Annotated in this window: 10 protein-coding genes; 4 read left to right on the top strand and 6 right to left on the bottom strand. The window is 57.4% G+C overall.

The genetic code is table 11. The features are described from left to right. Positions 1 to 817, top strand: an 817-nt coding sequence (locus ABJH13_RS01210) for a VWA domain-containing protein (protein WP_348404385.1), incomplete at its 5' end; no start/stop codon positions are given. 3 nt (positions 818 to 820) lie between these two features. After that, entirely contained in the window at positions 821 to 1,684 is an 864-nt protein-coding gene (bchO, locus tag ABJH13_RS01205) for an alpha/beta fold hydrolase BchO (RefSeq protein WP_348404384.1), read from the top strand. Between the two features lie 582 nt (positions 1,685 to 2,266). On the opposite strand, the gene ABJH13_RS01200 is transcribed toward bchO, so the two are convergent. From ABJH13_RS01200 to ABJH13_RS01185, 4 genes are all read right to left on the bottom strand, one after another. Beyond that, positions 2,267 to 2,620: a DDE-type integrase/transposase/recombinase gene (locus tag ABJH13_RS01200; RefSeq protein ID WP_348404383.1), complete on the bottom strand. Its 354-nt coding sequence runs from the start codon at positions 2,618 to 2,620 to the stop codon at positions 2,267 to 2,269. A 436-nt stretch (positions 2,621 to 3,056) separates the two neighbouring features. Further along, positions 3,057 to 4,712 carry a bifunctional diguanylate cyclase/phosphodiesterase gene (locus ABJH13_RS01195; RefSeq protein WP_348404382.1) on the bottom strand — a complete coding sequence of 552 codons (1,656 nt, stop codon included), beginning with the start codon at positions 4,710 to 4,712 and terminating at the stop codon, positions 3,057 to 3,059. Between the two features lie 220 nt (positions 4,713 to 4,932). Further along, positions 4,933 to 5,748, bottom strand: a complete 816-nt coding sequence (locus ABJH13_RS01190; protein WP_348404381.1) for a substrate-binding domain-containing protein — start codon at positions 5,746 to 5,748, stop codon at positions 4,933 to 4,935. A 440-nt stretch (positions 5,749 to 6,188) separates the two neighbouring features. Then, a complete protein-coding gene (locus tag ABJH13_RS01185) occupies positions 6,189 to 7,301 on the bottom strand; it encodes an S-(hydroxymethyl)glutathione dehydrogenase/class III alcohol dehydrogenase (protein ID WP_348404390.1) in 1,113 nt (370 codons plus the stop codon). A 399-nt stretch (positions 7,302 to 7,700) separates the two neighbouring features. Between ABJH13_RS01185 and ABJH13_RS01180 the strand changes: the two genes are divergently transcribed. Next, entirely contained in the window at positions 7,701 to 9,725 is a 2,025-nt protein-coding gene (locus tag ABJH13_RS01180; RefSeq protein WP_348404380.1) for a 4Fe-4S binding protein, read from the top strand. Between the two features lie 20 nt (positions 9,726 to 9,745). Continuing rightward, positions 9,746 to 10,597, top strand: a complete 852-nt coding sequence (locus tag ABJH13_RS01175) for an FAD:protein FMN transferase (RefSeq protein ID WP_348404379.1) — start codon at positions 9,746 to 9,748, stop codon at positions 10,595 to 10,597. Positions 10,598 to 10,661: 64 nt separating this feature from the next. Here ABJH13_RS01175 and ABJH13_RS01170 read toward each other — a convergent pair whose 3' ends face one another. Both ABJH13_RS01170 and ABJH13_RS01165 read right to left on the bottom strand, forming a co-directional pair. After that, complete coding sequence (locus ABJH13_RS01170) at positions 10,662 to 11,441, bottom strand: FAD binding domain-containing protein (RefSeq protein ID WP_348404378.1); 780 nt, start codon at positions 11,439 to 11,441, stop codon at positions 10,662 to 10,664. A 13-nt stretch (positions 11,442 to 11,454) separates the two neighbouring features. Continuing rightward, positions 11,455 to 13,824, bottom strand: coding sequence for a xanthine dehydrogenase family protein molybdopterin-binding subunit (locus ABJH13_RS01165; protein WP_348404377.1), 2,370 nt, complete (start codon positions 13,822 to 13,824; stop codon positions 11,455 to 11,457). Between the last annotated feature and the right edge of the window lie 2 nt (positions 13,825 to 13,826).

Here is a 13,826-nt window from a genome sequence, read left to right as displayed (position 1 = left end):
GCTGGCCGGGGTCGGCGCGGCAGGGGGCGCACGCAACGCAGGTGGCGCCGGGGCGGGGCAAAAACGCACCGGCAATCGGCGCGGGCGGCCTTTGCCATCGCGGCCCGGCAAACTGGACGGGCGCAACCGTATCGATCTGGTCGCGACCCTGCGTGTGGCGGCCCCCTGGCAACCGATGCGGCAGCGCACCCAGCCCAACGCCAAGGGGCTTTTGATCCGGCCCTCGGATATCCGCGTCAAGCGGTATCAGGATCAATCCGACAGGGTGCTGATCTTTGCGGTGGATGCCTCTGGATCTGCTGCCGTGTCACGATTGAACGAGGCCAAAGGGGCGGTCGAACTGTTGCTGACGCAGGCCTATGCCGCCCGTGATCACGTGGCGCTTGTGACATTTCGCGGCACCCAAGCAGATCTGTTGCTGCCCCCCACACGCTCGTTGGTACAGACCAAACGACGGCTGGCAGGATTGCCCGGCGGCGGCGGCACGCCATTGGCGACAGGCTTACAACACGCGGCCCAATTGGCGATGCAAAGCCGCGCCAAGGGACTAACCCCAACCTTGGTGGTCTTAACCGACGGGCGCGCCAATATCGCATTGGATGGCAGCGCGGACCGCGCCCGCGCCGCCAGCGATGCCGACACCGTGGCGCGCATGGTCCGCGCCCAAGGGATTGATGCTGTGCTGATCGACACGGGCAAACGCCCGCATGCCGCGTTGCAGGCGCTCTCGGTTCAGCTGGGCGGACAATACATGCCCCTGCCGCGCGCCGATGCACGCACCCTCACCGGTGCCGTCAGCGCCGCATTGGCGCAGTAATCCATGCGTTGGCCACCCCCCCACGATTGGCCCCACGCAGCGCTATCGCGGCAAGTGATGTGCCGCCCGCATCGGTGGCATGTTCAGGAAACGGGGCGCGGCCCAACCATCTTGTTGTTGCACGGCGCCGGGGGCAGCACCCATACGTACCGCGGACTAATACCGCATCTGGCGCGCACCTATCATATCGTCGCACTGGATCTGCCGGGGCAAGGTTTCACCCAATTGGGGGCCCGCCACCGTTGCGGGCTGGACGCGATTACCGAAGATATCTGCCGCCTGTGTCAACAAGAGGGCTGGCATCCGCATGCTATCGTTGGGCATTCTGCCGGGGGCGCGCTTGCGCTAACCCTTGCGCAAGCGCTGCGTTCGGATCAAGGAGAACCGCCCCTGATCGTCGGCATTAACCCCGCCCTCGATACGTTTGACGGCATCGCGGGGGTCTTGTTTCCTGCCATTGCCAAACTGCTTGCGGCGGTGCCGTTTAGTGCCGGGGTCTTTTCAACGATCTCGTCCTCGCCGACACGGGTGCAGGCCTTGATCCGCAGCACCGGGTCTGAATTGGACACCACCGGGTTGGCCCAGTACCGTAAATTGGTCGCTGACCGCGACCACGTGGACGGCACGCTGCTGATGATGGCGCAATGGTCATTGACCGACCTGATAAGCGCCCTGCCCGATATCACCGCCAAGACATGTTTCATCACAGGCGAGAAAGACGGCACCGTGCCCCCGCGTGTTGCCCATGACGCCGCACAAAAGATGCCCAATGCGACCGTGGTTAACCTGGCAAGATACGGCCACCTGGTGCATGAAGAAGACCCCGCAACCGTCGCCAAACACATCTTGGATGTCCTGCTCCCGTGATCAAGTCGATAGTGTCGCCAGTTACTGAACGGTTGTTGCGATTGATCAACCCATGATCCAATGAACGACCCGTGTAGCACAGCCCGGAGGTGGCAAATCGAACAGTTTCAAAGGCGCGCATTATCCGACTTCTGTCGTCCTCCACGCGGATCATTGCTACGTGGGCTTGGTATCTCGTGTCGAGGTCTCGAAAAGCTCATGACCAAACGCGGCGTCGCCGTGGATCATGCGACACTCAATTGATGGGTTGAAATTGCGTAGGCGCCATCACCGACCATCTGCTGGTGTCAGTTGATTGATGTTCAGCAAATGCACTATCTCGATACCATTTTCGCGCAAGGCCGCCGTTTAAAAAAATGAAATGGTCCCACTAATTCGGACAGTTTTACGGCTCAGCTAAGATGTAATATGGTTTGCTTCATGCCGCTTTTTGGCTTCTTTCTAGGTCGAAGAGTGCGTCGTCTAGTGACCGTTTATCGAGGGCCGTGTGCGGTCGCTCAGAGTTGTAGAGCTCAATCCAGTCCTTGATCGGTATTCATGGTCTCGGGCTTGCCGTATTTGACGATGGCCTCGTTCAATGCCTCAACGCAAAAGCCGCCAGGCCAGCACCTTGCGCGTCACCCAATCGATGATCGCGACCAGATACAGGAACCCGCGCCGGACCGGAATATAGGCAATGTCGCTGCACCAAACATGGTTTGGTCGCGTGATCGGTAACTTTCTCAGCAAGTAGGCGGCAATCTGGCGGCTGCCAAAGAACGGGTAGTTCATAAACACACGGTCAATTTCACTTATCAAAGCCGACGTCTCCGCATTCACACCAAATGGCACGTAATACAGCGATGACCGGCTGATCTTCAGCAGCTTGCATTGCTTGGTCAGGCTCAGGTCGGTGCGGTCTCGGTTGATCATCGTCTTGCGTTCACTCGGGCTCATCGCTTCAGCCCTTGTGACAAAAAAAACAATTTCGACCTCCAACTTGCCAATCTTGGCGTGAAGTTCTTTGACCTAAGCCTCGCTGTCTTCCAATCGCCGTACCTTGTCAGAGAACACGTCAGTCAGCCCCCTCTCGGGATCATGCTTCGCATAACCCTGCCAGGCAGCGATCAATCGCCTGCCGTTTCCATGTCGTTACCTACGTTGGATGAGCTTTCTGCTTAGCCGCAATCCCCTGCGCCGTCTTGTCTTCACGAAGTGCTTCAAGCGCCACCGTAACTTTGAACTTGTCTAAAAAACTGCGTCTCTGCATCATTCGTGCATCCCGTCGTCAATGTTGGATACATCTTAGCACGCTGTCCAGTTTTGCCAGACACTTCAGATTTTGGGCTCAACTTTGTCGGTTTCGTCCTATCTGGATTGTCAAAAATGTCGTTTAACACGGTCTTTCTTGCTTAGAAAAAGAACTCTCAACGTTTTGATATTTCTGCCATTGCCAGTCGGTTAACAATTCAGAAATCGATTTTGACGGCAATGGTTTGCTAAATAAGAAACCTTGTACTTCTTTACACCCCTGATTTCGCAGCAGGTTTGCCTGCTCGACTGTCTCTACGCCTTCCGCATTTGACGTCATACCCATAGAGGCGCCAAGCTTAATAACTGCTTCGATAATGTTGTCAGCATCCGCGCAGAGACCCAGATCCATTGTGAACGACTTGTCGATCTTGATTTTGTCGAACGGGAACCGACGCAAATAGCTGAGACTTGAATACCCGGTGCCAAAATCGTCCATCGCTATTTTGACGCCCATGGCCTGCAAACCGGCCAAAACGGCTATGGTTTCATCTGTATGGCTCAAGAGCACCCCTTCCGTAATCTCTATTTCCAGACGACTGGGGTCTATGCCTTCGCGTTCGAGCGCATTTTTCACCGTGGCAACCAAATCACCCTGCCGGAATTGGGCCGGTGAAACATTCACCGCGAACGTCAGATCTGGCCACTCTTTGGCCTGCCTACACGCCTCGCCGATGACCCAATCCCCCAGTGGAACTATCAAACCGCACTCTTCGGCCAGTGGAACGAACGCATCGGGTGGGATCATCCCATCGTCCTTCTGGTTCCACCTCAACAACGCCTCAACGCCCTTTATCGTATTTGTGCTCAGATCGATCTGCGGCTGATAGTGCAATTCCAGCTCATTTTGGGTGATGGCCGTTCTTAGGTTTGCTTCAATCCGTTTGCGCGCGATCAACGCCTCATTCATATCGTTTTCGAAATATCGAAATGCGCCGCGGCCTTCCTCTTTTGCACGGTAAAGCGCCATGTCCGCCTGACGCAGCATCGTTTGGCCGTCCAACTTGTCGCCCGCGTTCCGAATTGAGATACCCACGCTAGCCCCGACGACAACTTCACCTGTTTCGAGAGCATACGGTTCCGAAAGTGACGCCAGAACACATTCGGCAAGGGCGGATGGCGCGCTTGTGACATCCACAAGTTTCTGGATAATCGCAAACTCATCCCCCCCCAGCCGCGCAAGCATATCGCCGCTATCTACACAGGCCATCATGCGGTCGGTTGCCTGTCGCAACAACATATCGCCCGCAGCATGGCCATGCACATCATTGACCTCTTTGAAATGATCAAGATCAAGACACAACACAGCCAACGCACCTTGCTGGCGGTCCATATCGTACAAAGAATGCACCAGCCATTCGTTGAACAACGCGCGGTTCGGCAGGTTGGTCAAAGGGTCATGACTTGCAAGAAACTTAGCTTGATTGGTTGCGCGCGCCAGCAGACTTAACGGAAAGGTGCGCAAAAAGAAAAACGTCACAAACGCGACGATCGACGTCGCCCCAAGGACAATCGCAGATGAATTGGTCAATTCAGCCAGACTATGGTTGATGGTGATCGCGCCCACCACACGCCCCGCATCATAGATTGGTTGCGTGGTTGTTATCATCGGGCTTCGAAGATGCTCTGGCCCCGATTGCGTGACGATTTCGCCATTGGCGTCGGATACCACCACCTGGTGGCGCGGCGCCGAATTTTGAAGGACCTCATCGATTCGAAGCGTTTCGAACTGCCACATAGACGGGTTGCGCCCGACCATCTGCGACAATGTGCCAGAATGTTGTTCCGCCTCGGATTCAACGTGGCCCTTTTCATATTGAACGCCATAGTAAAAACGCAACAAAGGCGGCGATAGCGCGACGATTAACGCAACAAACAAAGCCGCGAGCGTGGCACAACGCACCACCGCAGGCGTGATCTGCGCGCTCATAATTTCGGGGGAACCATTCACAGCGGGCTCACCGGGCAGGCAGATAGTCATGGGCGGCAAGAATGGTTTGCGCCTCTTGTGAAAAGATAAAGTCATAAAACTGCGCTGCAAGAGGCCTCGGATTGGAAGGCATCACAACAAACAACGTTTTGTCGAACAGCCCTGTTCCACCCGCGGGCTTTGATGCGGCACCTTCAACGGCAAGCCGTTTTAAACGCCTCTTTTCGGTCGCGATCTGGCCCAACGCCACCGCACCCAAAGAGCCCTCCAACTGCTCTAGCAGGTCGGCGTTCTCTTGGTCGGTGGACGCGACCACTGCCCCCGGTCTTTCGTATGCTTGGTCAATCGCCCGCGCCACGCTATCCGACAGGTTTTTCAACACTTTGGTGTCGGTTTCAGACTTTGGTCTCAGGACCGGTCTGACAGGTTGACCAGACGGCCATTGAACCACCTCACCAGCGTACATCCGTGCGAGATCTTCGGTGGATATTGCATCCGCATTGGTCTGCGACGACGTCACAATAACCAAGGACGTCGTGGCGTAAAGCCGCGCTTTGACACCTGTTTCGACCTCGGCCTCTTTCAATGCACGCGCGCTTAGCGACAGATCAATCGCGCCTGCGACCAAGGCCTTAACACCCCCCGAGCTCCCAAGGCTGGGCAATACGTCCACAGTAACGCCCGGGTTTTGTTGTTCAAAAGCCGCACCAAGCAGCGTCATGCCACCCAAGGCAACGCCGGTTCCACCGATGCGCAAAGTGTCGGCCTGCGCCATACCCTCCGTGCCCACCAATAAAGATGAAACAATCGCACCTAACATCGCAGCGCGGCATTTTTTTAACATGTATTTTCCCAGAGTTCTAATTGAACGACACTATGACCTATCTTCTCTTTACCGGTCCTTAAGCCCCCCAAATTTCGTCATAAAATACAGACAGTTTCTGTCAACAATTTATGACAGCTTGATCAATTTGTCCATGAACTGTTCATGCGCGCGTACTCGAAAAATGGGTGGTTGATCCGATTTTCCTTGGGACGCAAACAAGGAACGCGGCGCCGTTACGCCCTTTGTCGCCATTTTCCACCGTATCGTGCCCAACGACACGCAACAGGGCGGTGGGCAACGCCACGTTACCAACGACTGTCGCGGGCTGTGCCTGATGTAGCCCTTGTAGCACCAGTCGCATTCGACCTGGGTTGCGCCCTTACGGATAAGGGCGCAACATAAGCGCATAATCGCGCCCCAACACCGCAGCACAAAACAGCGCCACGGATGCGGCTATATCAAAATTCCACAACTGCGCGGATGGATTTGCCTGCGTGCATCAGGTCAAACCCGTGGTTGATTTCGTCCAATGTCAACTTGTGGGTGATCATCGGGTCGATCTCGACCTTACCTTCCATGTACCAATCAACGATTTTAGGAACGTCTGTGCGCCCTTTGGCCCCACCAAACGCTGTGCCACGCCAAACACGCCCGGTGACCAATTGGAACGGCCGCGTCGAAATCTCAGCACCTGCGGCAGCCACACCGATGATGATGCTTTCACCCCATCCCTTATGCGCGGCCTCTAAGGCCTGACGCATGACGGTGGTGTTGCCGGTGGCATCAAATGTGTAATCCGCACCGCCGCCTGTCAGCTCAACCAAATGAGCAACCAGATCACCATCCACCTTGGTTGGGTTCACAAAATCCGTCAGACCGAAGTGGCGGCTCATTTCTTCTTTGTCGTCGTTCAGGTCAACGCCCACAATCTGGTCCGCACCCGCCATGCGCAACCCTTGGATCACGTTCAAACCGATGCCGCCCAAACCAAACACCACACACCGCGCGCCGATCTCGACCTTGGCCGTGTTGATCACAGCGCCAATGCCTGTCGTCACACCGCAGCCGATATAACAGATCTTGTCGAAAGGCGCATCCTTGCGCACCTTCGCCAGCGCGATTTCGGGCACAACTGTGTGGTTCGCAAAGGTCGAGCACCCCATATAATGGTAGATCGGCGTCCCATCCAGCATCGAGAACCGCGTCGTGCCGTCAGGCAACAACCCCTGTCCCTGCGTGACACGGATCGCCTGGCAAAGGTTGGTTTTCCCCGACAGACAATATTCGCATTGGCGACATTCGGGGGTATAAAGCGGGATCACATGGTCGCCCGCCTCCAGTGTGGTCACCCCTTCGCCGACTTCAAGCACAATACCCGCACCTTCGTGGCCCAAGATAGCCGGGAATATCCCCTCTGGGTCATCGCCAGACCGGGTGAATTCATCGGTGTGGCATAGACCGGTCGCTTTGATTTCAATCAAAACCTCGCCGCGCTTTGGACCCTCTAAATTCACATCCATAATTTCAAGCGGCTTGCCTGCGGCAACAGCAACAGCGGCGCGGGTTCTCATCATTACAGGCATCCTTCTGGGTTATGTATAGGCGTATTACCTGAACTTTCCCTAAGGTTTGGGTATGATCGGGTCAAGCGGCCTGTTCTAACCGTTCGGAAATTGACTAAAAGTAATATCAAAATTGGGCTGGGTCGTCGGCCGGGCAACATTGGGGGCTACGATATCCGGCACCCACCGGGGCGGCATGGACAGAAACACGTGATGTTCCCCCAACCGCGCACCGTCAAATATGGCCACGTTTATCACCCCCGCAGGTCATACCACTGACACACATCATACCTTGGTCGCATGTCTTCAAACAGGTTCCGATACTACGCTTTGCCCATGCGACCTCAATCATTCACCAGCGCCGTAGTGACCGCCCTTGTCTGTTGGGTTTTCACCACATTGAGCGCTATGCCCGAGACCCTGCCAAGGGACATGTTGGCCCCTTACATCGTGCCACCCATGTCTTTAGGCGAGCCGTTGAATGATCAAGGCGTCTGGCAACTTTTAAACTCTGGCGGCGCCGATGCAGGCTATGTGTTCGAGACCGAACATATGGCGCCCTTGCCCGGCTTTTCCGGCGCTGCGATCAACCTGTTGGTGGTGCTTGATCTGGACGGGCGGTTCTTGGACGTGCAGTTGATATCGCACAACGAACCGATCTTTGTGTCAGGTCTGCCTGAAAAGCTATTTTATGATTTTTTCAAACAATATCGCGGCCATTCTATCTCTGATAGCCTCGTGGTTGGGTCGCCCTACGGCGGGGCCAGTGACGGGTCCGCGCTTGTGTATCTTGATGGGGTCACAAAGGGCACGGCTTCGGTGCGCATCGCCCATGAAAGCATCCTTGCTGCCACGCTGAAAGTCGCCCGCGAAAAGATGAGCGGGATCGCGGCCGGCCCCCCCGCGTTTCCCAATGAAACCTACCACGAAGACCTGACATGGGACGATCTGGTGACCCAGGGCATCGTGACCCGCAAAGTGGTCAGCAACCGCGATATTGATGCGGCATTTGCCGGAACCTTGTGGGAAGACGACGACCCAGAGGCCAAGGCCAACCCCGATGACCCCTATCTGGATCTGTGGGTCGTGGATCTGGGTGCGCCCTCAATCGCCGCTGCGGTGCTCAGCGAGGACGGCCTCAAAGAGCTGCGCGACTTTATGGCGATCTCCACCACCGACGAACCGGTTTTGGTGGTCGAAACAGCGCGTCACGGTTTGATCACCGCAGATTTCGTGCGCAACACAGCGCCCGATTTGATCAGCGCACAACAGGGTGGCTTTCCCATCGCGTTTCGGGATTCTGACATTTATATCGACCTCCATAAGGGCCTGCCCGATGCCTTGCACGATGGCACAGCCCTGATCTTGCGCACCGACCGGCGGTTGGGGTTTGACCCGACATCGCCGTGGGACCTGCGCATCAAAGCCCTGCGTGCGCACGGCTCGTTCCACCCCGAAATCGGGTCCATCACCGTGGATATCCCCCATGTCACGCCCGAACGGTTCTATGACCGGGTTGTGCCCGTCACACCCGCGCCGCCATGGGTGGATGCCCTGCGCAATCGCCAAAGTGACCTGATCATTCTGGGCCTGTTTCTGGCGGCGTTGATCGCGGTTTTGGGCCTGCGGTTGAACCGGTTGGCCGGTCACCGACATTTCACCGCGATCCGGCTGGGGGTGCTTGCGTTCGTGCTGGGGTTCGTTGGCTGGTGGGGTCAGGGGCAGCTTTCGATCGCGACGCCCTTGGCCGTGATCCGCACCGCACTCGAAGGCGGCTCCTATGCGTTTTTGCTCTATGATCCCTTTTCGCTGGCGATCTGGGCGGCGACGATACTGGGGTTTGTGCTGTGGGGGCGGGGCCTGTTTTGCGGATGGTTGTGCCCATTTGGGGCAATGCAAGAACTGGCCCACCACATCGGCCGCGCCCTACGTTTGCCGCAGATCGAACCCACCGCCCAATGGGATAACCGGTTGAAATGGCTGAAATACGTGGTGCTTGGTGCGATGATCGTGTTGTTGGTAACAGCGCCCGCGCGGTTGGACAAAGCGATAGAAATCGAACCTTTCAAGACCGCGATCACCACGTTTTTCATACGCGAATGGTATTACGTGGCCTATGCGGTTGGCCTGCTGATGTCGTCGATGGTGGTGTTCAAAGGGTTCTGCCGCTATATTTGCCCGCTGGGCGCGGTGATGGCTATTGGGGGCCTGTTGCGGGGGCGCCAATGGATTGAACGGCGCGCCGAATGCGGATCACCTTGCCAATTGTGCAAGGTAAAATGCAGCTATGGTGCGATCAAGAAAACCGGAGAAATCCAGTATTCAGAGTGCTTTCAATGCCTTGAATGCGTCACCATCCACGACGATAAAACCCAATGCGTGCCATTGGTCCTGGCCGCCAAGGGGCGCAATCTGGGGTTTGCGGCACAATGACACTGTCTCGGCGACGCTTCATGACGATATCGGCGGCATGTGCTGCGGCTCCGGGGCTGGCATATGCGCAAAACTGGCGCGGCCACGCCTTTGGCGCAGACATTTCGCTAACGCTCCACGGGCCGCAAGACCAAGCCGCCGACGCCGTGGAACAGGCCCGCGCCCTGATCATCCAGATGGAACGTTTGTTTAGCCTGTATGACCCAACGTCCACCCTTGTTGGCCTAAACACGACAGGTGTGTTGCATGCCCCCCCCGCTGCGTTTTTATCCCTGATGGGGGCCTGCGACGTGGCATTTGGACAGACGGGGGGGCTGTTTGACCCAACGGTGCAACCGGTATGGGCCGCGCTGGCCTCTGGTCGCGACCCGGCGCGGGCCCGTGATGATATCGGGTGGCACCGGGTGCGGTTTGACACCCGCAAAGTGGCGTTGGGTGCGGGGCAGGCGCTGACCTTTAACGGCATCGCCCAAGGGTTTGCCACCGACATGGTGACCAATATGCTAACGACGCTGGGGTTCACGCAGGCTTTGGTCAACATCGGTGAATTTCGCGGCATCGGCGGGCCGTGGACGTTGGGGCTCGACGACCCCATTCATGGGCGATTGGGCACCCGCCAGCTGCACAACGGGGCGATTGCCACATCAAGCCCCGCAGCAACGCAAGTGGGCGGGCACGGCCATATCCTGCACGCGCATGCGACCCCACAATGGTCTTCGGTGTCGGTTGAGGCGCCGTCTGCTACGGTCGCCGATGCGCTATCCACGGCGCTGGTTTTGGCCGACCGCGACCAGATCGCAGAGATCAAAGACCGCACACCAACCCAACGGGTTATTTTGGTCGATTTTGACGGAAACCTCAGCACCCTTTAGCGACAGCATTGGGCAGCAAAGGCCCGCGAAACACCGCGGGATTTCACTGCCCAATGGTCGATATTCACGCGGCGTGTTGAACAGCCCGGCCCGTCAGCACCTTGATCAAATGCGCGCGGTATTCCCCACAGCCATGCAGATCAGAGATCATATTGTCGGACGGAACAGATAGACCTTCCAACGCGGCGGCTGAAAAATCAGCGCCAAGCGCGGCTTCGGCCGCGCTCCAACGGTACACCCCTTCGTTAGACGCCCCCGTGACAGCCACCCGCACGCCGCGCGCATATTTTGCAACGAAAACGCCAACCAACGCGAACCGCGAAGCAGGTTGCGCAAACTTTTGGTAATTTGCCTTTTCAGGGATAGGAAACCTGACGGCGGTGACGATCTCATCTTCTTCGAGGGCGGTTTCAAACAGGCCCACAAAAAAATCATCCGCAGCAATTTCGCGCGTATTGGTAACAATGGTCGCGCCAGACCCCAATACGGCCGCCGGATAGCAAGCCGCAGGGTCGTTGTTGGCCACCGACCCGCCGATGGTACCACGGTTGCGCACCGCAGGATCCCCGATGCCAGCGGCCAATTTCGACACGGCGCCATAGGTGCGGTCGGTGGCGACATCAGCATGCACGGTTGCGCCGCCAATGGTCAAAACACCGCCTGTGGTTGAAATGCCCTGCATCTCGGCCACGCGCGCCAACGACACCAACGTAGACGGGCTTGCGAGCCGTGATTTTAGCGTGGGGATCAACGTCTGCCCGCCCCCCATCACCACCGCGTCACCGCCCAAGGCGCTTGCGGCATCAGCGAGTGTTGTGGGCCGCTCTATGTCAAATGCATACATGTGCTTATTCCTTTCAAGCGTTCTTCATGGCCGACCACACCCGGTGCGGGGTCAACGGCATATCAATATGAGCGACGTTTTTGCCTCCCGATTGCAGCGCATCCAGCACCGCATTGACCACCGTTGGGGGTGACCCAATCGCGCCGGCCTCGCCACACCCTTTGACGCCAAGCGGGTTGTGCGTGCACGGGGTGCCTTGGCTGTGATCCACGTTGTAAAACGGCAGGTCATCTGCACGCGGCATGGCGTAATCCATGTAGGATGCGCTTAGCAATTGGCCGGTGTCATCATAGGTCGTGTGCTCCAGCAACGCCTGCCCAATGCCTTGACCCAACCCGCCATGCACCTGCCCGGTTACGATCATTGGGTTGATAACATTGCCAAAATCGTCAACCGCAGTGAACCTGTCCACGCGGACCTTTCCGGTGTCGGGGTCGATCTCGACCTCGCAGGCATAGGCCCCGGAGGGGTAGGTGAAATTGGCCGGGTCGTAAAACGCGGTTTCTTCCAAGCCGGGTTCAATGTCTTCAAGCGGGAATTCATGCGGGATGTAGGCCTTTAGCGCGACCTCCCCGAACGACACGCTTTTGTCGGTGCCTGCGACGCAGAAAACACCGTCTTTTAGCTCGATATCCGTGTCGGAGGCTTCGAGCATATGCCCCGCGATTTTCTTGGCCTTGTCGATCACCTTCTCGGTGGCGCGCACCACCGCTGATCCACACACCGCCAAGGACCGCGACCCATAGGTGCCCATGCCAAACGGGATTTTTGACGTGTCACCATGCACAATGTCGATGGACGCCGCATCAATGCCCAACATCTCGGCGACCACCTGCGGAAAGGCCGTCTCGTGACCCTGCCCGTGACTGTGGGCCCCGACCATCACCGACAAATTGCCCGTCGCGTTCACCCGCACGGTGGCGGCATCATATAGCCCGACACGCGACCCCAAAACCCCCACAAGGTTCGATGGCGCGATGCCGCACGCCTCGATATAGGCGTTCACGCCGAACCCGCGCAGCAGACCTTTGGCCTCTGATGTGCTGCGCCGCGCCGCGAAACCCGCAACGTCGGCGATCTCTTCCATCTTATCCATCAGTGCGTCGTAATTGCCGCTGTCGTATTCAAGCCCTGCCGCCGAGGCAAAAGGGTATTGGTCCGGCTTCACGAAGTTTTTGCGCCGCAACGCAATCGGGTCCATCCCGATTTCCCGCGCCGCCTTATCAATGACCCGTTCGAGCGAATACGTCGCCTCTGGCCGCCCTGCCCCACGGTACGCATCCACGGGGGCGGTGTTGGTAAACACGGCCTTAACGTTCACATAAACATTCGGAACTGTGTAATTTCCCGCCATCAAGGTGCCATGCAAAAAGGTCGGCGTCGCGGTCGAAAAGTTCGACAGATAGGCACCCACATTGGCCATGGTTTCGGTGCGGAACGCAAGAAAGTTACCTTCGGCATCCAACGCCAGTTCGATCTTGGTCACATGGTCGCGGCCATGTGCGTCGGTCAAAAACGCCTCAGTGCGATCCGCTGTCCATTTAACCGGACGGCCTAGCTTTTTGGCAGCCGCCAGCACCAGCGCCTCTTCGCCGTAGTGGTAGATTTTCGAGCCAAATCCCCCCCCAACATCAGGCGCAATCACCGTCAGTTTGTTCTCTGGGATACCCAACACAAACGCCGAAATCAGCAACCGCGTCAGGTGCGGGTTTTGCGATGTCGTGTGCAACACGTAGTCATCGGTGGATTTATTGTATTGCGCGAGAGAACACCGTGGTTCCATTGCGTTGGGCACCAGCCGATTGTTGACCAAGTTCAACGTGGTGACATGGTGCGCGCCCTTGATGGCGGCGTCCGTGGCGGCGCGGTTGTCTTCGATCCACCCCCAATCGAAACACTGGTTCGTGCCTATCTCATCATGCACAAAATTCGTACCCGACAGCGCGTCTGCCATGTTGGTGACCGCGGGCAGTTCCTCAATATCAGCCTCAATCGCCTCGACGGCATTGCGCGCTTGCTCTACGGTTTCGGCAATCACGGCGGCATATGCATCGCCGACATGGCGCACTTTGCCATGGGCCAACACCGGGCGCTTGGGCTCTTTCATCGGTTCGCCATCGCGCGAATTGATCAGCCAGCCCGCAGGGTTCCCCCCCACTTCGACAAAATCCTCACCGGTGAAGATCGCCAACACACCCGGCATCGCGGCTGCGGCACCGGTGTCGATGCTTTTGATCACACCATTGGCCACGGTCGAGCGGGCAAACACCGCAGCCGTTTGGCCAAATAGTTTGATATCGTCGGTGTACTGGCCATCCCCTGCCAAAAATCGAACGTCTTCGCGGCGCAGCGTTGCGGCACCAATGCCATCATCTTTGGGCATGT

This window comes from Roseobacter sp., from assembly GCF_039970775.1.
Classification (GTDB): domain Bacteria; phylum Pseudomonadota; class Alphaproteobacteria; order Rhodobacterales; family Rhodobacteraceae; genus Roseobacter.
This window is presented reverse-complemented; position numbering and strand designations above follow the sequence as displayed.